This is a genomic window from Flagellimonas sp. HMM57 (assembly GCF_021390175.1).
Classification (GTDB): domain Bacteria; phylum Bacteroidota; class Bacteroidia; order Flavobacteriales; family Flavobacteriaceae; genus Flagellimonas.
In genome coordinates, this window is sequence record NZ_CP090004.1 from 716,541 (window position 1) to 736,599 (window position 20,059).

15 protein-coding genes and 1 tRNA gene are annotated in these 20,059 nt (G+C 42.2%); 3 read left to right on the top strand and 13 right to left on the bottom strand.

The window, feature by feature from the left end; translation table 11 throughout:
• Positions 1–264 precede the first annotated feature (264 nt).
• The 3 genes from LV716_RS03165 to LV716_RS03175 all read left to right on the top strand — a co-directional run bounded on the left by LV716_RS03165 (position 265) and on the right by LV716_RS03175 (position 5,070).
• Positions 265–1,515: a kelch repeat-containing protein gene (locus tag LV716_RS03165; RefSeq protein WP_163416345.1), complete on the top strand. Its 1,251-nt coding sequence runs from the start codon at positions 265–267 to the stop codon at positions 1,513–1,515.
• Between the two features lie 205 nt (positions 1,516–1,720).
• Positions 1,721–3,319 (top strand): kelch repeat-containing protein, encoded by a 1,599-nt coding sequence (locus tag LV716_RS03170; protein ID WP_163416346.1) that lies wholly within the window; start codon positions 1,721–1,723, stop codon positions 3,317–3,319.
• A 203-nt stretch (positions 3,320–3,522) separates the two neighbouring features.
• Positions 3,523–5,070 carry a kelch-like protein gene (locus tag LV716_RS03175; RefSeq protein WP_163416347.1) on the top strand — a complete coding sequence of 516 codons (1,548 nt, stop codon included), beginning with the start codon at positions 3,523–3,525 and terminating at the stop codon, positions 5,068–5,070.
• A 203-nt stretch (positions 5,071–5,273) separates the two neighbouring features.
• Here the strand turns inward: LV716_RS03175 and LV716_RS03180 are convergent.
• From LV716_RS03180 to LV716_RS03240, 13 genes are all read right to left on the bottom strand, one after another.
• Positions 5,274–5,347 (bottom strand) — tRNA-Arg (locus LV716_RS03180).
• Between the two features lie 10 nt (positions 5,348–5,357).
• On the bottom strand, positions 5,358–5,810 hold the full coding sequence (locus LV716_RS03185; protein WP_163416348.1) for a GatB/YqeY domain-containing protein: 453 nt from the start codon (positions 5,808–5,810) through the stop codon (positions 5,358–5,360).
• A gap of 102 nt (positions 5,811–5,912) precedes the next feature.
• Positions 5,913–7,868 carry a cell division protein FtsZ gene (gene ftsZ / locus LV716_RS03190; protein ID WP_163416349.1) on the bottom strand — a complete coding sequence of 652 codons (1,956 nt, stop codon included), beginning with the start codon at positions 7,866–7,868 and terminating at the stop codon, positions 5,913–5,915.
• Positions 7,869–7,910: 42 nt separating this feature from the next.
• Complete coding sequence (ftsA, locus tag LV716_RS03195; protein WP_163416350.1) at positions 7,911–9,236, bottom strand: cell division protein FtsA; 1,326 nt, start codon at positions 9,234–9,236, stop codon at positions 7,911–7,913.
• Between the two features lie 3 nt (positions 9,237–9,239).
• The gene (locus LV716_RS03200) at positions 9,240–9,959 is read right to left on the bottom strand and encodes a cell division protein FtsQ/DivIB (RefSeq protein ID WP_163416351.1); all 720 of its coding nucleotides are present in this window, start codon (positions 9,957–9,959) and stop codon (positions 9,240–9,242) included.
• Positions 9,949–11,301, bottom strand: a complete 1,353-nt coding sequence (murC, locus tag LV716_RS03205; RefSeq protein WP_163416352.1) for a UDP-N-acetylmuramate--L-alanine ligase — start codon at positions 11,299–11,301, stop codon at positions 9,949–9,951. The genes LV716_RS03200 and murC overlap by 11 nt, the downstream gene beginning before the upstream one ends.
• On the bottom strand, positions 11,298–12,386 hold the full coding sequence (gene murG / locus LV716_RS03210; protein ID WP_163416353.1) for an undecaprenyldiphospho-muramoylpentapeptide beta-N-acetylglucosaminyltransferase: 1,089 nt from the start codon (positions 12,384–12,386) through the stop codon (positions 11,298–11,300). The genes murC and murG overlap by 4 nt, the downstream gene beginning before the upstream one ends.
• Complete coding sequence (locus LV716_RS03215) at positions 12,373–13,578, bottom strand: FtsW/RodA/SpoVE family cell cycle protein (RefSeq protein WP_163416354.1); 1,206 nt, start codon at positions 13,576–13,578, stop codon at positions 12,373–12,375. The genes murG and LV716_RS03215 overlap by 14 nt, the downstream gene beginning before the upstream one ends.
• 2 nt (positions 13,579–13,580) lie before the next feature.
• A complete protein-coding gene (murD, locus tag LV716_RS03220) occupies positions 13,581–14,915 on the bottom strand; it encodes a UDP-N-acetylmuramoyl-L-alanine--D-glutamate ligase (protein WP_163416355.1) in 1,335 nt (444 codons plus the stop codon).
• The gene (mraY, locus tag LV716_RS03225) at positions 14,916–16,136 is read right to left on the bottom strand and encodes a phospho-N-acetylmuramoyl-pentapeptide-transferase (RefSeq protein ID WP_163416356.1); all 1,221 of its coding nucleotides are present in this window, start codon (positions 16,134–16,136) and stop codon (positions 14,916–14,918) included.
• Positions 16,137–16,264: 128 nt separating this feature from the next.
• The gene (locus tag LV716_RS03230; RefSeq protein ID WP_163416357.1) at positions 16,265–17,728 is read right to left on the bottom strand and encodes a UDP-N-acetylmuramoyl-L-alanyl-D-glutamate--2,6-diaminopimelate ligase; all 1,464 of its coding nucleotides are present in this window, start codon (positions 17,726–17,728) and stop codon (positions 16,265–16,267) included.
• On the bottom strand, positions 17,725–19,734 hold the full coding sequence (locus tag LV716_RS03235) for a penicillin-binding protein (RefSeq protein WP_163416358.1): 2,010 nt from the start codon (positions 19,732–19,734) through the stop codon (positions 17,725–17,727). Before LV716_RS03235 ends, LV716_RS03230 begins: the two co-directional genes overlap by 4 nt.
• On the bottom strand, positions 19,734–20,051 hold the full coding sequence (locus LV716_RS03240) for an FtsL-like putative cell division protein (protein ID WP_163416359.1): 318 nt from the start codon (positions 20,049–20,051) through the stop codon (positions 19,734–19,736). The genes LV716_RS03235 and LV716_RS03240 overlap by 1 nt, the downstream gene beginning before the upstream one ends.
• Positions 20,052–20,059: the final 8 nt, after the last annotated feature.

Sequence of the window (20,059 nt, forward strand, 5' to 3'; positions counted from 1 at the left end):
TTGAATTGCATAGCTGGGCTACGGAAAGAAAAAATGACAAGGAAAGGGTAAAAAAGGCCAATTTTTAGCCAATTGAAAAAGTTTTTAAATGAGTTCGCTATATGACCGCAAGAGGATTCAAATCAAGACCACTACGCTACAATAGAACATCAATACAAAAGCAAAATATGTGTTTTTTGACAAACCGTTACGGTACCGCGTTTATAAATTTGCGCCTCGAATATAACATCGGCATATCCCATGCCGACCTAAATCCTTAAAATAATGAAACGAAAAGTACTTCTTTTATCCATCCTATACCTTTTTGTATCGGCATGCAGCAAGGACGACGATAAAGATACGGATAGCGGAGCGGACAAGAGCGACGCCAAGGAAATCACCTCGTTCTCCTTCTTGGCAAGCGACAACGATGGGCTTGCCGAAGATACGGCCGCCGTTATAGACGAGGGCGAAAAAACGGTAACCGTAACCCTGCCGTCCGACACGGTGGTAACTTCCCTCAGGCCCAACATAGAAGTTTCACAGGGCGCGACCATAGACCCCGAAAATAAGGTGGAGACCGATTTTAGCGACACCGTGGAATATACCGTTACGGCGGAGGACGGCAGTACCGCCGTCTATAAGGTCAAAATCAATGTAGCGGGTTGGGATGTCGTAACTCCAGAAGCTGCATTTTTGGGGAGACGTGCTCATAGCACCGTTGTATTCGACGGTAAGCTGTGGGTCATGGGAGGATCTTATCGACTACCAATGTTCACAATTGACACAGACGATGTCTGGTACAGTGAGGACGGGATTACTTGGACGGAGGCCACGGATGCGGCGGCCTTTGGCAGAAGAGGCGGAAGAGCTGACCATACTTCCGTAACATTCGATGACAAGCTATGGGTCATTGGAGGACAAGGTGAAGGTACATTTAACGATGTTTGGTACAGTGAGGACGGGATTACCTGGACAGAGGCCACGGGTACAGCAGCCTTTAGCAAAAGAACTAATCATGGCGCTGTTGTATTCGATAATAAATTATGGGTCATAGGAGGGTATAATGGAGAATATAAAAACGATGTCTGGTACAGTGAGGACGGGATTACCTGGACGGAGGCCACGGATACGGCGGCTTTTAGCGAAAGACGGTTTCATACCACCGTGGTATTTGATGACAGGATATGGGTCATAGGAGGGTACGATGGAAATGATAGATTAAACGATGTCTGGTACAGTGAGGACGGGATTACCTGGACGGAGGCCACGGGTGCAGCTGCCTTTGGCGGAAGATATGAACACACTTCCGTTGTATTCGATGATAGGTTATGGGTCATAGGAGGGTACAATGGAGAATATAAAAACGATGTCTGGTACAGTGAGGACGGGATTACCTGGACGGAGGCCACGGGTGCAGCGGCATTTAGCAGAAGATATGACCACACTTCCGTTGTATTCGATGACAGGATATGGGTCATTGGAGGGTACGACGGCGACGAATTAAACGATGTCTGGGCCTTTGGTATCGAATAAAGATATGTTCCTTTGAACAATATAGCTATAGCGCCCTTTGTCTTCGCAAGGGGCGCTTTTTTTTGAGCCCGAGCAATGCCATAGTGGAACATCCATACAAAAGGAAAAAGTACTTTTTGACAAATGGCTATGGTACCACGCCCATTACTTTTGGACCAAAAAATAATATCCGCCATACCCTATGCCGGACCAAATCCTTATATCTATGAAACACAAAGTATTTCTTTTATTGATTCCCTACCTCCTTATCACCGCCTGTAGCAAGGACGATGATAACGATGGCAACACGGATAAGAGCACGGACAAGAGCAGCGCCAAGGAGATGGTCTCGTTCACCTTTCTGGCGAGCGATAACGATGAACTAAGCGAAGATGCAAAGGCCGTTCTGGACAAAGCGGAAAAGAAGGCCACCGTAACCCTGCCGTTCGGTACCCCCGTGACCTCGCTCAGGCCCGTTATTGAAGTTTCACAGGGCGCGACCATAGACCCTGCGGACAAAACGGACACGGACTTTAGCAGTGCCGTACGATATACCGTTACCGCAGAGGACGGCAGTACCGCCGTATATACGGTCAGTGTACTGGCGAATGCCAATGCCCTTCCGGGGGACTTTACATTGACAGCACCGGAAGAGGGCGCCACGGGAATATCCGTATTCCCTACCTTTGGCTGGGAGGCCGCAACGGACCCCGATGGCGATACCGTTACCTATGACCTATATCTGGGAACAGCTGAGGATGCATTAGAGCTGTATGCGGAGGACCTTGGTGACACCACCTACGAACCGAGCGAACGGTTGCTTACCTACCAGACCTATTATTGGCAAGTGGAGGCCCTAGATGATAAAGGCGGTACAACAAGCAGTGGTATCGGTGCCTTTACGGTCCAGGGATTGAACTTTGAAGCCGAAGCGGTAACCACCAATGCCGCATTTAGCGGGAGACGTAATCATACTTCCGTAACCTTCGATGGCAAGCTATGGGTCATTGGAGGGCTTCGCTCTAGCACTAATGGAACTCAATTTAACGACGTCTGGTACAGTGAGGATGGGACGACCTGGACAGAGGCCACGGATGCAGCGGCTTTTGGTGAAAGAGCCTTTCATACTTCCATAACGTTCGATGGCAAGCTATGGGTCATTGGAGGCCTTCGCTCTAATGGAACTCGATTGAACGACGTCTGGTACAGTGAGGATGGGACGACCTGGACAGAGGCCACGGATGAAGCAGCTTTCGGTGCAAGACATAGTCATACTTCCGCGGTCTTCGATAACAAGCTATGGGTTATTGGAGGAAGTGCTACTTTCAGTAAATTCAACGATGTCTGGTACAGTGAGGACGGGGTAAACTGGACAGCCGCCACAGAGGAAGCGGCTTTTGTTGTAAGATCTCGTCATACTTCCGTAACCTTCGATGATAAGTTATGGATTATTGGAGGCTCTGGAAATGATTTCGATAGCACATTTAACACATTAAACGATGTCTGGTACAGTGAGGATGGAGTGAGCTGGACAGCCGCCACACAGGAAGCGCGTTTTTTTCGAAGAGCTAATCATACTTCCGTAACGTTCGACGAAAAGCTATGGGTCATTGGAGGCTCTGGCAAGGACTTCGATAACACAATAAACGATGTCTGGTACAGTGAGGATGGGACCAACTGGACTCGGGCCACGAATACAGCGGCTTTTACAAAAAGATTCGGTCATACTTCCGCGGTCTTCGATGACAGGCTATGGGTCATTGGAGGGGAAGAAGAAAATGGAAATAACGAACTTAACGATGTCTGGGCCTTTGGTATCGAATAAAGATATGTTCCTTGGAACAATATAGCTATAGCGCCCCTTGTCTTCACAAGGGGCGCTTTTTTTGGACCCGAGCAATGCCATAGTGGAACATCCATACAAAAGGAAAAAGTACTTTTTGACAAACAGCCAAAATACCCGTCCATTACTTTTATACCAAAAAATAATATCCGGCATACCCTATACCGGACCAAATCCTTGTACCTATGAAACATAGAATACTTCTTTTATTGATTCCATACCTTTTTATCACCGCTTGTAGCAAGGACAATGATAATGATAGCGGCACCGACAAGAGCAGCGCCAAGGAAATGATATCCTTCACATTTCTGGAGAGCGACAACGACGAACTCAGCGAAGATGCAAAGGCCGTTCTCGACAAAGCGGAAAAAAAGGCCACCGTGACCCTGCCGTTCGGCACCGCAGTGACCTCGCTCAGGCCCGTTATCGAAATCTCACAGGGCGCGACCATAGACCCCACAGACAAAACGGACACGGACTTTAGCAACGACGTACAATATACCATTACCGCAGAGGACGGCAGTACCGCAGTCTATACGGTCAGTGTAGCGGTGAATGGCAATACAAGTCCAGAGAACTTTACATTGACGGCACCGGAAAGGGACGCCACGGGAATATCCATATTCCCCTCCTTTGTCTGGGAGGCCGCAACGGACCCCGATGGCGATACCCTTAGCTATAACCTGTACCTGGGAACGGAAGAGGACGCATTGGAACTGTACGCGGAGGACATCGGTGACACCACCTATGAACCGGGCGAGCGGTTGCTTACCTACCAGACCTATTATTGGCAGGTGGAGGCCCTGGATGGCAAGGGCGGTTCGACAAGGAGCAGTATCGCTGCCTTTACCGTTCAAGGACTGGACTTTGGGACAGAGGCGGTAACTACCGATGCCTCTTTTAGCCGGAGAAGGGATCATAGCACTGTAACGTTCGATGGCAAGCTGTGGATTATTGGAGGAAGGTTTGGTGTAAGGGACAGATTAAGCGATGTCTGGTACAGTGAGGACGGAGCGAGCTGGACACAGGCCACGGATGCAGCGCCCTTTGGTGAAAGACATGGTCATACTTCCGTAACCTTTGATGGCAAGCTATGGGTCATTGGAGGTTCTGATAGCAGTGGCAGATTAAACGATGTCTGGTACAGTGAGGACGGCGTGAACTGGACAGAGGCCACAGGGGCAGCGGCTTTTAGTGAAAGAGCCCTTCATACTTCCATAACGTTCGATGGCAAGCTATGGGTCATTGGAGGGCTTGGTGGAAATAGCCTCAACGACGTCTGGCACAGTGAGGATGGGGTGACTTGGACACAGGCCACGGATGCAGCAGCTTTTCGTGGAAGATACTCTCATACTTCCGTAGTGTTCGATGCTAAATTATGGGTCATTGGAGGGTTTGATGGAAATAGACTCAACGATGTCTGGCACAGTGAAGATGGAACGACCTGGACAGAGGCCAAAGGGACATCGCCTTTTGATGCAAGAAGTGGTCATACTTCCGTAACCTTTGATGACAAGTTATGGGTCATTGGAGGGCTTGGTATAGGAGGTGGCCGTTTAAATGATGTCTTATACAGTGAAGATGGGGCCACCTGGACAGAGGTCACGGATGCAGCGGCCTTTGTTGCAAGATTTGCTCATACTTCCATAACTTTCGATGACAGGTTATGGGTCATTGGAGGAGATGGTGGAATTGGCGGATTAAACGATGTCTGGGCCTTTGGCGCTGATTAAGTACCTGTAAAAGCTTCATTCTGGAAACAGAAAACCGGTAACAAAATTGAGTTTACTCAAAATTTCGTTACCGGTTTTTCCATGTACTCGTGACCACGGTAGGATTTTCTCGGAACATCCTTACAAAGCTCCGCTTTGAAAATAGTTCAAATAAAAAAACGCTCAAGCAAGCTTGGCGTTTTTTTATTTGAACTACTTATTCGTGACCACGGTAGGATTCAAACCTACGACCGCTGGAGCCGAAATCCAGTGCTCTATTCAGCTGAGCTACGTGGCCTTATAATACATCAAGAACTCAATTTAGCTTTTACAATATTGGAAATCGTCTTTCCATCAGCTTGTCCTGCCAATTCTTTGGAAACGATTCCCATTACTTTTCCCATATCCTGCATTCCAGAGGCACCAACACTATCAATGGTTTGAACGACTACCTTTTCTATTTCCGATTCGGTAAGCTGTTCTGGTAAAAACTTTTCAATAACGGCTACCTGCTCTAGCTCTGGAGCAGCCAAATCTTCCCTGCCTTGTTCCGTAAAAATAGCGGCACTATCTTTTCGTTGCTTGACCAACTTCTGTACTATTTTCACTTCATCCTCCTCAGTAAGCGCTCCTCCCCCGCCTTTATCGGTCTTTGCGAGCAGAATTGCAGATTTAATGGCCCGCAATGATTCCAATGCAACGGTATCCTTAGCTTTCATTGCGGCTTTCATTTCTGTCATTACTTGTTCCTGCAAACTCATGTTCTCTATATTTTGGGCTGCGAAGATAAAAAATAAACCCGAAAGTCTCTTAACTTCCGGGCTTAAGCTTTCCATTTAAAATGGGCTAAAATTTAAACACTACTAATCAACATTGTCGTGCAAAAAAGAGTTATTGGAGCGTAACTGCAAATCTTCGTTACTGTCCTCACTCAATGTTGTTCTCGATACTTTTTGTTCTTTCGGTGCATCGTTTAAATCAACACCCTGTCTTTTGTAAGCAGGTTGTTTTTCTATTTCGTCGATACTGTTCCTGTTATTCTGGAATTTATAGTTGAAACTTTTGAGTTTCTTTCTACGCTCATCGGCACGTTCTTTTAGCAAATCGTTGATAGAGCTATTGAAAGGATCAACAGTATTTTCAGTAGAATTTTCTCCACCAGTGGAAGCTTCTGGCGTTACGGTTTTCTTTTCAAAGGCCAATTCTTCCTCAACAACTTTGGCCTCTTTTGTTTTTACCGCGGATTGGGCACTGGTCAATTTAGTCTCCAGTTCCATGTATTCTTCTAAATTGTAACGTGTTTCACCCTCTTTATGCAAATCTGTGGCTGGGCTTACTTCTTCATATTCATTGACATTGACTTCGTTAATAGTATCGTCCAAATCAAATGTAATGGTATGCTCTTTCTCTTCTTCATTGGTATTAAGGGGCATATCAAAAGTCAAGGCAAATTGATCTTCGGCAGCTTTTGCGGAAACTACTTCGGGATCGATCACTTCAATATCTTGAAGTATTTTTTTGGTCTCTACGATAATAAAGTCCTCGTCGATATTCTCCGGAACAACTTCTTCATAAAAAACATTGAAATTTCTTATGTAACTCGTTGTTGGGATTAAATCAGTTTCCTTAACTGAAGCCTGTGGAGTTTGCTCTTCCACTTCCTCCATTTCCAACGTATGTTTTACAATTTTTGGTTCTTGTTCCACTACTGGCTTTTCAATTTCAACCCGTTTAATGGATGTAGTTTCCGGCGCAAGCTCTTGCTCTGCTGTTTGCTCATCTTCCAACGTGTAAAAGACCTTTTTCGTTTCCGTGTTTACGATATCGTCTTGCTGATCTATATTAAAACCGGTCGCGATTACGGTAACGGCAATAGCATCTCCTAGATCTTCATCCTCACCTACACCCATGATGATGTTAGCGCCATGGCCAGCTTCAATCTGAATGTAATCATTGATCTCTCCTATTTCATCAATGGTAATTTCCTGCGTACCCGAAACAATAAGCAGCAATACATTCTTGGCTCCATTGATCTTATTGTCGTTCAACAATGGCGAATCCAGTGCTTTCATAATGGCTTCTCCCGCTCTCGCCGAACCTGAAGCCGTAGATGAACCCATTATCGCCGTACCACTGTTTGAAAGTACGGTTTTTGCATCCCTGAGGTCAATATTTTGGGTATAGTGATGTGTAATGACCTCTGCAATACCTCTTGCAGCAGTTGCCAAGACTTCATCTGCTTTTGAGAAACCTGCTTTAAAACCAAGATTACCGTAAACGTCCCGTAGCTTGTTGTTGTTTATGACAATCAGTGAATCTACATTGGAACGTAATTTTTCTATACCTATTTGGGCTTGCTTGTTTCGCATGGCACCTTCAAATTGAAAGGGAATGGTAACGATGCCTACCGTTAGAACGTCCATTTCCCTAGCAATTTTTGCAATTACCGGAGCTGCACCTGTTCCGGTACCACCACCCATACCGGCAGTTATGAACACCATCTTTGTGGTATGCTCCATCATGGTCTTTAATTCTTCCATACTTTCCAAGGCGGCCTGTTCTCCAACTTCTGGATTTGCACCTGCTCCAAGTCCTTCGGTAAGTGATACGCCCAACTGAATTTTATTGGGAACAGGGCTGTTTTGCAAGGCTTGTGAATCCGTATTACAGATTACGAAATCCACTCCATTTATGCCGGCTTGGAACATGTGGTTGATAGCATTGCTACCTCCACCGCCAACACCTATTACTTTTATTACGTTGCTCTTGTTCTTGGGTAGGTCAAAAGCGATATTATCAAATTCGGTGCTCTTACTCATGATTCTTTTTGTTACTTATTAGGGTATGCTTTTTTGGGGGCTTTATTCTGCATTGTCCAAAAAGTCCTTCAACTTTTCCGACCATTTATCAAAAATGGATTTTCTGTCCTTGGTGGGCATGCTTGCCGATGTACTGACTGCATGCTCTTGTCCTACCAAAACTTGCTCTTCTTCTTGAATATCTTCCTGTAAAACGGCATCTAAAGATGTAGTCTCCAGTGCATTCATTAAAAGACCAACGGCAGTTGCGTACAATGGACTTGCAATCTCTTCATCTGAATCCCCGGCCAAATGTTCGTTAGGGTATCCAATGCGTGTATCCATTCCGGTGATGTATTCCACCAATTGCTTCAAATGTTTTAATTGGCTTCCACCTCCGGTAAGCACGATTCCGGCAATGAGTTTCTTCTTTTGCTCTTCGTGCCCATAGTTCTTGATTTCCACATAAACTTGCTCAACAATCTCCACAACTCTGGCATGTATGATTTTTGACAAGTTTTTTAATGTGATTTCCTTTGGTTCTCTTCCTCTTAGTCCAGGAATGGAAACAATCTCGTTATCCTTATTTTCTCCTGGCCAGGCCGAACCAAACTTTATTTTTAATAACTCCGCCTGCTTTTCGATGATGGAACAGCCTTCTTTAATGTCCTCCGTAATGACGTTACCTCCAAAAGGTATAACGGATGTATGACGAATAATCCCATCTTTAAAAATGGCCAAATCTGTGGTCCCACCACCTATATCGATCAATGCGACGCCTGCTTCTTTCTCTTCTTGGCTCAACACTGCTTCGGCAGATGCCAAAGGTTCCAAGGTGATGTTGGCAAGATCCAATCCAGCACTTTTGATACACCTGCCTATGTTTTTTATGGAAGATACTTGCCCGACCACAACATGAAAATTGGCTTCCAAACGACCTCCGTACATGCCTTTGGGCTCCTTGATTTCTGACTGCCCATCAACTCGGTATTCCTGTGGCAACACATGGATAATCTCCTCGCCCGGAAGCATAACCAATTTATAGACCTGGTTGCAGAGTTTTTCCAGATCATCATCGTTGATAACCTCTTCGGAATCTGGCCTGGTAATGTAATCGCTGTGCTGTAGGCTTCTTATGTGTTGTCCTGCGATTCCCACAACCACAGAACCAATTTTTAAGCCGGCATCCAACTCTGCTTGTTCCACCGCTTGTTGTATAGAGGAAATGGTTTGGGTAATGTTGTTGACCACACCACGGTGCACTCCCAAACTCTTGGATTTTCCCGTACCTAGAATCTCTATTTTTCCATATTCATTTTCTTTACCGATAATCGCAACGATCTTGGTAGTTCCAATGTCCAATCCAACTGAATAATTACCTTGTTCCATATATTATATTTTGGTGCAAACCACTTGATTGTCAAATTCTAAACTTACTATTGCATAGTTTTCCAAAGAATTGTCCTTGGTAGCTTTTGCATAAAACGCCATAAAATTTTTAAACTTCTCGTTTAGGTTATCAACTCCTCCCAGATTCACCACAAAATTTTCCAAGCGAAATCTAAGTTGATATTTTCCTTCTTCTTCAATATGTATTCCAATGACATTTTTCCTGAGAAAATCGTCATTGTTGATGTAATTTAAAATCGTGTAAGCATCTTCAAGACTGTCACCGGTTATTTTACCGGTAATAATCGGAACCCTGGCCGAATGGTTTTTGGACAACGGCATACGTTCTCCCAAATCATCCAAATAAAATTTAGAAGCACCTTCTACTCTACCAATTGGCTTACGCTGAACAATCTTGGATATAAGTTCTCCATTTACAGTAAGATAGACCTGGGCGTTTTTAACCATATCGTTGGACAGAATGACTTCCTCTATGGTATTCAAAACTAATTCTTCTTTTGCCCTATTTTTTATCGGCCCATATTTTTGTATTAACAATTTATTAACTGCGGTCTCCGTAATGTATAAGCTGTTCTCTCCCAAAAAGTTGATAGCAATATCGTTCACCTTCTTATTCTTGCTCCGATAATCGGCAAAACCATATAGGCCCATTATCGCAACAGACAAAAACGATAGTTTTATGTAATTCCAATTAACTCGCATATGCCAATTCTTTTTTAATTTTTGGCACTTCCAACCCAATGTCTCCCGCACCCATGGTCACCAAAATTTTTGTTTTACTCTTTTTTATTTCACGTATCAAATCTGATTTGGGAATCAATTTCTTCTTTGGATTATCGATTTTATCCAACAACCAATCTGAGGTAATTCCTTTTAAAGGTTCTTCTCGGGCAGGATAAATATCCAACAGCAAGATGGCATCGAATTGAGATAGACTGTATGCAAAGTCTTCAGCAAAGTCCTTTGTCCTGGAAAACAAATGAGGTTGAAAAACCGCTGTTATTTTTTCATTGGGATGCATTTCCCGTATTGCCTGATGAACTGCATCTATTTCCGTAGGATGGTGTGCATAATCATCTATAAAAACAAAATCCTTTTCCTTGATTTGGTAGGAAAACCTACGTTGCACTCCTTTAAAAGTACCCAAAGCTTCAGCTAGACTCTTTGCAGAGCAATCCGCCCGCTCCGCCATTGCAAAAGCAGCCAATGCGTTGAGCAGATTATGCCTACCGGGTTTGTTAAAACGAACGTGCTTCAAGACTTCGATTGGAGTACTTAAATCGAACACATAACTACCTTGTTCAATCGAAATATTTTCAATACAGAAATCAGAGCCGTCTTCTATCCCAAAAGTAATTCCTTCAAGAGGTAAACCACGCTTCACAAACAAAACGCCTTCCGGCTTGATTTTCTTTGTAAAATCCTTGAACGATTTTTGCAATTCCTCACCAGTTCCATAAATATCAAGGTGGTCGGCATCCATAGAGGTAATGCTTGCAATATTAGGGGATAGCTGTAAAAACGAACGGTCAAACTCATCAGCCTCAACTACTGAATACTCCGTTCCTTGTAGCACAAAATTACTGTTGAAATCTTCAGAGATTCCACCTAAGAACGCTGTGAACGGAACTTCACATTCTTGGAGCAAATGTGCCAGAATACACGTGGTCGTAGTTTTCCCATGTGTTCCTGCTACGGCGAAACAAAATGTATCTTTTGTAATGATGCCCAATACCTCAGAACGTTTTTTAATTTCAAATCCATTCGTTTGAAAATAGTTCAACTCCGTATGTGTTGAAGGTACCGCTGGAGTGTACACCACCAACGTATTTTCTCTGTTTTTGAAATTTTCTGAAATTAAACGTATCGAATCTTCAAAGTGTACTGCAATCCCATTCTCGACAAGCTCATCTGTAATTGGGGAGTTTGTTCTATCGTAGCCAGAAACTTCTTTGCCCACATATTTAAAATAGCGCGCCAAAGCGGACATACCTATACCACCGATACCTATAAAATAGACGCTATGGATGTCCTTCAGTTTCATTGCAATAATTTTTCAATTTCATCGGCTATGTGCTTGGTTGCCTTTGGCATAGCCAATTTTTTAATATTTGCGCTCAACGCTTTCTGTGTTGTATCAGCATTCATAAGTTCGGCGAACGTCTTTTCAAATGCTGAATCCAACTCATTTTCCTTTAGCATTAATGCCGCTTTTTCAGCTACCAACGCTTCCGCATTTTTTGTTTGGTGGTCTTCTGCAACATTGGGCGATGGGATAAAAATCACCGGTTTACCTACCAAACACAACTCAGATACAGAACCAGCACCTGCCCTTGAAATAATTACATCGGCAGCGGCATATGCGAAATCCATTCGGTTCACAAACGCGAGCACCTTCACGGAATCTGAATTATACTTTTTGTATTCTTCAAAGTAGAGCTTGCCACATTGCCATATCACCTGAACTTTTTGTTCTTTAAAAAATTCCAGCTCTTTTTCAATCAATTGGTTTACTCTTCTTGCGCCGAGGCTTCCCCCTATGACCAATACGATTTTATCCTGTGGATTTAAATCAAAAAAACGGATTGCTTCTTCTTTATCGACCTTTAAATCCACTAAATCTGAACGCACGGGATTACCTGTTTTGACAACTTTCTCCTTTGGGAAGAATTTTTCCATTCCATCATAGGCAACACAAATGCTTTTGGCTTTGCTCGCCAGAAGTTTATTGGTAATGCCCGCAAAAGAATTTTGTTCTTGAAGCACATAAGGCACATTGGAACTTGCAGCAACTTTCAATAATGGTCCACTGGCAAAGCCTCCCGTACCAATGGCTACGTTAGGTTTAAATTGTTTCAATATTTTGCGTGCTCTCAACAAACTACTTATCAGTTTAAATGGAAACATCAAATTCCTTAATGTCAGTTTCCTTTGTAATCCACTTATCCACAAGCCTTTTATTTTATATCCCGCTTGCGGTACTTTTTCCATTTCCATTTTATCCTTTGCCCCAACGAACAAAAACTCGGCATTCGGATGCCGTTTTTTCAGTTCGTTGGCAATTGCAATGGCAGGATAAATATGTCCTCCTGTACCACCCCCGGAAAGTATGAATCTATAATTGGCCACTCAATACTTCTAAAGGATTACTTTCATCTATGTCATAGGATTCCTCCTCTAAATTCTCTTTCTTATTGCTGGCACTTAGTATAATTCCAATGGCCATGCAGGTCATCCAAATAGACGTCCCCCCCATACTGATCAACGGCAAGGGCTGACCCGTAACAGGGAACAACTGCACCACTACCGCCATATTTATAAAAGCCTGAAAAACGATGGGAAGCCCTACTCCAATCACCAATAATTTTGAAAAAATAGTTTTTGCCGAATTGGCAACAACCACAATACGGAACAGTAACAGTAGATAGAAAAACAACAAAGCGCCACCACCCAACAAACCATACTCTTCTATAATAATCGCAAAGATGAAATCTGATGTACTTTGTGATAGCATGTTCTTGATTACGCTTTTGCCCGCTCCCTTCCCTACGATTCCACCTTCAGCAATGGCTATTTTTGCCAATGTTAGTTGATGCAAATCATCTTTTCCAGCTTTTTCCGGACTCCAAAACGTTTCTATTCTAGATTTCCATGTTCCCGCTCTTGACGGCAATACTTCCGGTGTTTTAAACAATACAAAAAGAAACATCCCGGATAGTACAATTCCCGTTGCAACCATTGCGAACAAATACTTTAATGGATATCCGCCCAAAAAGCAAATAACCAAGACCAAAAAACATACTATAGCTGCTGTAGAAAAGTTTTCCGGTAAAATGAGTAGAACAACCAAAGCGGTGGGTAGCCACAGTGGTAATATGCTTTCTTTAAACGTGATAGCGACATCTTTGATCTTCGTCAAATAGCGTGCAATCCATATCATTAAAACAACAGATGCCAAAGTCGACGTTTGAAAATTGACGCCCACAAACGGAATCTTGATCCATCTGTTCGCGGTGACCCCTCCTATTCTGGTCTCTACCGTAAGCGTGTATGCCAAAAGAATCAACACTATGGGCAATGCTATAATCGAAAGTCCCTTAAAATAATGCGTGGGAATACGATGAACGGCATAGATAATCCCAAACCCCAAAAACAATAGTACCGCATGCTTGACCAGATGTCCAAAGGTGGTACCATCATCGTTCACATATACGAGGTTTGTGCTTGCGCTGTACACCGGTAAAAATGAGAAAAGCGCCAAAAGGGCCACTACGCCCCAAATAGCTTTGTCACCTTTCAAATTTTTAAACAATGCCAACATTCTTACAGATTTTTTACAGCTCTTTTAAATTGATTTCCCCTATCCTCATAGTTTTCAAAAAGATCAAAACTTGCACATGCAGGGGACAGTAAAACCGAATCGCCCCGTTCTGAAATTTTATAAGCGACTTTTACTGCTTCTTCCATAGAGTAGGTTTCCACCATTAATTCTATCACATTACCAAAAACTTCTTTGAGCTTGGAGTTATCCATACCCAGACAGACAATGGCTTTCACTTTTTCACGTACCATGGGCATTAATTCTTTGTAATCATTGCCCTTATCCACACCACCTACTATCCAGACTATAGGTTTTTTAATCCCATCCAAAGCGTAATAGGTTGCATTTACATTGGTAGCCTTGGAATCGTTGATGTATTCCACATGGTTTATTTTAAGTACTTTTTCCAATCTGTGCGGAACTCCCTGGAACGTTTGGATACTCTGGCGAATGGTCTCCTTCCTTACATTGACCAACATAGCTGCTAAACTTGCTGCCATGGTATTCTTTACATTATGCTGGCCTTCTAGGGCTAAGATATCTTTACTCATTTCCAAGGTTTTATTTTCAATGTTCATTTTTATTAAATCATTTTCGAGCCATGCTCCTTCATCTTGTTTATCCCTTAATGAAAAGGGTACTAATTTGGATTGAACCGGGTTTTTTTCCAACCACGCTGTAATTACAGGATCATCGGCATCGTAAATCAAGTAATCGTTGCCATCCTGATTCATTGCGATACGAAACTTTGAAGCGATATACTTTTCAAACTTGTAATCGTAGCGATCTAAATGATCAGGCGTTATGTTGGTGATCATAGCGATATGCGGCTTAAAGTCCATAATTCCGTCCAACTGAAAACTGCTTATTTCCAAAACATATTCATCATAATGCTGTTCGGCCACCATTTTGGCATAGCTATCACCAATATTCCCTGCCATGCCAACATTTAACCCTCCTTGTTCTAGCAAGTAATAAGTTAGCATTGTCGTTGTAGTCTTACCATTGCTCCCCGTAATACCGATAATCGTTGCATCTGTGTATTTTGATGCAAATTCGATTTCAGAAATAACTGGAATCCCATTGGCCACCAATTTCTGGACCAGTGCAACTTTATCCGGAATTCCGGGACTTTTCATCACTACGTCAGCATTTAAAATCTTAGCTTCGGTATGCTTTCCAGACTCCCATTCAATCTCAAAATGTTCAAGAACTTTTTTATACTTTTCTTTTATTTCCCCTTTGTCAGAGACAAAGACTTCAAATCCTTTTTTTTGGCCCAAAATGGCCGTACCAACACCACTTTCTCCACCACCAAGAACCACCAAACGATTCATTTACCTGACTTTTAGGGTCACGATACTTATAATGGCCAACATGATTCCTATAATCCAGAACCGGGTCACTATTTTACTTTCGTGATATAATTTTTTCTGATAATGATGATGTAATGGTGCCATTAGAAATATGCGTTTTCCTTCTCCATATTTCTTTTTTGTATGTTTAAAATATCCTACTTGAAGCATCACCGAAAGTGATTCTGCAAAGAAGATTCCACACAATAGCGGAATCAATAATTCCTTTCTCACAATAATTGCTATTACAGCGATAACCCCTCCAATAGTGAGACTCCCCGTATCTCCCATAAATACCTGTGCAGGATAGGCGTTGTACCATAAAAATCCCACCAAAGCTCCTACAAATGCAGCAATGAACACCAATAACTCCCCAACTCTGGGGATGTAAAAAATATCGAGATAATCCGAAAATTGAATATTACCGGAAACCAAGGCAAAAATTCCCAAGGTCAGTACGATTATGGCAGATGACCCTGCCGCAAGACCATCTATTCCATCAGTAAGATTGGCGCCGTTAGATACTGCGGTGACAATCAATATAACCACTGGAATAAAAATTAGCCAGGCATAGTCCTCAAGACCTTCGCCAGCCCAAGTAATCCATTCTGTATAATCCAGCTCGTTATTCTTAAAGAAAGGAACATTAGTACGCAAAGCCTTTGTTTCTTGTCCAAAAACCGTTTCCACCTTAAAGCTTTCCGTGATTCGGGTCGTGTCCTTTTCTTTTACAGTAACATCGGGATGAAAGTAAAGAACCGCTCCTACAATCAATCCCAAAACCACTTGACCTATTATTTTAAACCTTCCTTTTAGACCTTCTTTGTTTTTCTTGAAGATTTTTATGTAGTCATCAATGAATCCTATGATACCCATCCAAACTGTAGTAACAATAAGTAAAATGATATAGATGTTCATGATATCGGCAAACAACACCACTGGTAAAAGCGTTGACATGATAATGATCAAACCACCCATTGTAGGTGTTCCCGCTTTTTGCTGCTGTCCTTCAAGTCCGAGGTTACGGATACTTTCCCCTATCTGCTTTTTTTGCAAAAAAAGGATAATCCGCTTTCCATAGACCATGGCGATCAATAAAGAAAACAATACCGCCATCCCAGATCTAAACGTCTGAAATTGGAACAGTGATGCTCCTGGCAACTGATATTGATTTTCCAAATATTCGAACAAATAGTATAACATTCCTTTTACTAGATATAAGATTTGAGATATGAGAATTGGTCCGTTAAAAATGAGGAACTAGTCCTGCGGAATAGAATTTCCGAGAGCTGTTTCATCATTTTAACATTTAACTTCATTTTGATCTTTTTTTATTTTTCCAAGCTCATCAAAGCTTCTTTTACTTCTTTAAAATCATCGAAATCTACCCGTACACCGTTCGTTTCTTGATAGGTCTCATGTCCTTTTCCCGCAACTAGGATAATATCATTGGCCATAGCCAACTTACACGCAGCTTTTATGGCTTGCTTTCTGTTCTCTACGGACAGTACTTTTCTTGTGTTTTGTGCCTCTACGCCCTCCTCCATTTCTTCTATGATGACCGATGGAGATTCTGTACGTGGATTATCTGAGGTAAAAATGGCCTGATCGCTCATTTCTGACGCGATATGACCCATAACCGGACGCTTAGACTTATCTCTATCACCACCACACCCCACTACGGTGATGACTTTTTCATTTCCAGTCCTCAATGCATTGATAGTTACCAATACATTTTTAAGTGCATCCGGAGTATGGGCATAATCAACTATTGCCGTTATCTTTTCTTTGGATATAAAGTATTGAAATCTTCCGTCCACATTTTCGAGCTCACTGATAAGTTGAAGGATTTCAAGCTTTTCCAAGCCCAGAATATCCGCTGCTGCATAAATTGCAAGGAGATTGTAAGCGTTAAAGTCCCCAATCAGCTTGGACCATAGCTCATTATCATCAATCTTCAGCAACTGCCCATCAAACTGTTTTTCTAAAATCTGCGCCCTATAATCTGCATAGGACTTAAGTGCATAGGTATGTTTTTTGGCCTTGGTGTTCTGTAGCATCACCAATCCATTTTTATCGTCAATATTAGTTAGGGCAAAGGCTGTTTTTGGCAAATCGTCAAACAATTTTTTCTTTGTATCCCTATATTCTGCAAATGTTTTATGGTAATCCAAATGATCATGGGAAAGGTTTGTGAAGATTGCTCCTGCAAAGTGTAATCCTTCAGACCTTTTTTGATGGATACCATGGGAACTCACCTCCATAAAACAGTATTCCACTCCTTCCAAATTCATATTGGACAGGTGTTGGTTTATGGTAAGTACATCTGGAGTGGTATGGGTGGTTTTATATACTGTATCGTTCACCAAAACCTTGATGGTAGAAATCAAACCTACTTTAAAGCCTGCTTTTTTGAACAGATTATAAAGCAACGTGCTGACCGTTGTTTTACCATTGGTTCCTGTTATGCCCACCAATTTTAGGTTCTTGGAAGGGTTTTCATAATAATTGGCAGCAATATGAGCTAGCGCACTGTTGGTGTTCGGTACTTTTAAGTAGGTAATTCCGTTCACCAATAACTCGGGAAGTTCCTCGCATACGATAGCTTTAGCACCAAGTTCCACTGCTTTTTGAATGTATTTATGCCCATCTGTAATCAACCCACGAATTGCCACGAACACATCATCCATTTCAACCTTACGAGAGTCAAAATGAACATGGTTGACCATTACGTTTGTATCTCCGCTAACAGCAGAAAGGCTTACACCGTACAATATGTCTTTCAACAACTTCATGAAAGTTCCAGTACTATTTTTTTTACTTTATCAATGGCAGTTCCTTGGTCTATGGACTGCTTTTTCACTTTTCCATTTCCTTTTACTTCAACCTGTAACCCCAGGTTTTCCAATAATGAAACGGCATCCATACCGCTCATCCCTTTTACGTTGGGTATTTGTGCATGCTTTTTTTGCACCTGCGCATAATAACGTTCATAGCTTTGGTTCAATGTCTCATCATCAAAAGATTTTCCTTTCACTTCATTGATGATAGGGGAAGTGGCATAAATTTTTTGGGCCATGGATTTAAAAACAGGACCGGAAACATCGGCCCCATAATACCCAACACTCTTATCCGGTTCGTGAATTACTACAATACAGGAATATTTGGGGTTGTCCGCAGGAAAATATCCGGCAAAAGATGAGATATAGGCCAGTTTATCCGGGTCTTTTGCCACGTAATTTTTTTGTGTTGTTCCTGTTTTACCTGCCATGGAAAAACTCTTGGAATACATCCGATGCCCTGTTCCAAACTCCTTTTCTACAACATCCTTTAATAATTGTTGCGCTTTTTTAACGGTTTCTTTGGAGCAGATGGAGGAATTGAATATCTCTTTATCGAACTTTTTTATCACTTTGCTGCCTTCCCTAACAGATTTGATCAATCTTGGCTTTACCAATTCTCCATCGTTAGCAATAGCATTATAAAATGCCAATGTCTGTATAGGTGTTAGGGAAACTTCATAACCATGTGACATCCATCCTAAAGAAATTCCCGACCATCCCTTATCTCCAGGATATCTGATGACAGGGTCTCCTTCTCCAATTATAGGTAAATCCAGTTTTTTGTGAAGCCCCATATTCATAAGTCGGTTTACGAATTTTCCCGGTTTCTCTTTGTAGTTTTCATGGATCATTTTGGCAAATGCGGTATTTGAAGAAACCGCGAAAGCCTTGGACAACGGTATTTTACCATAACCGCCCCATTTTGTATCCCTTACAATTCTGTCATAGATTTTATACCTGCCCTTTTCCGTATCAATTACAGTATTTGTATCTATAACTTTGTCTTCCAGTGCGGCAACCATCGACATTAATTTGAAGGTAGAGCCTGGTTCATGGGATTCCCCAACGGCGTAATTGAGCTTTTCGTAATACGTTCCACTTGACGTTCTACCCAAGTTGGAAATGGCTTTTATCTCACCTGTTTCGGTCTCCATGACCACAACACATCCGTGGTCCGCCTTGTATTTTTCCAATTGCGCCAAAAGTTCATGATGGGCAATATCCTGAATGTTGATATCAATGGTTGAGACCACGTCCAATCCATCTTGCGGCTCAACAATATTGTCAAGACCTACAGGCTTCCATTGTCCTTTTGCTATTTTTTGCTTTAAACGTTTTCCTTCTTTTCCCCGCAGATATCGCTCACCAAAAGCACCGTCCAGACCCACCCTGGTGTAATAACCGTTTTCATCTACTTTTTCATATCCAATACTTCTAGCTGCCATTTTCCCTAAAGGATATTCACGCACTACACGATGCGTTTCAATAAAACCGCCTTTATAAGGACCTAACGAAAACAATGGAAACTGTTTTATGCGTACGTAATCCAAATAATCCACGTTACGGGCAACTAACTTATACCTATTGTTGTTCGCTCTTGCTTTTCTAAAAAGTTGTCTATAATAAGAGGATGGCCTGTCAAAAAGTTTACCTAGAGAATCTGAAAGTGCCGCAACATTATTCTGAAAGTTTTCTTCGGAAACCGTCTTGGCATCAAAGCGTATTTCATACTTTGGAACAGAAGCGGCGAGCAAACTCCCGTCATCAGAATATAGATTTCCCCTATTGGGCTCTATGGTGAACATTTTTTCTGTTTTGTTCAGGGCAAGCTCTTTATAATCTTCTCCCTTGATCATTTGAATGTCCACAAGCTTCACAATAACACAAATAGAGAAAACAACAAGACACCCCGTCACGAGGTATAGTCTGTTCATTATGTTTTTCTCCGTTATTGCCATTACTCTTCTGATTTCACCTTTATTTTTTGAGGGGGATTTTTTGAGGGCACAATTCCCTCATTGGCCACTATCTCTCTTAATGAGGATTCTAATTTTAATTGTTGTACAGTTGACCTGTGTTCAAAAAATTCACTCTTGAGTTTTCTGACCTCTTCGCTCAACGCTGCAATCTCATGCACTTTTTTATCGGCTCTGTGGCTACTGGAAATCATCATTGCAGCTAGAAAAGAAGCGAAAAACAAAAACATCCAATTCTTGGGAGCATCACCGCTCACTAAGAACTTTCCTTTCAATATGTCCAACAATCCTTTTTTCATTCCTTTGT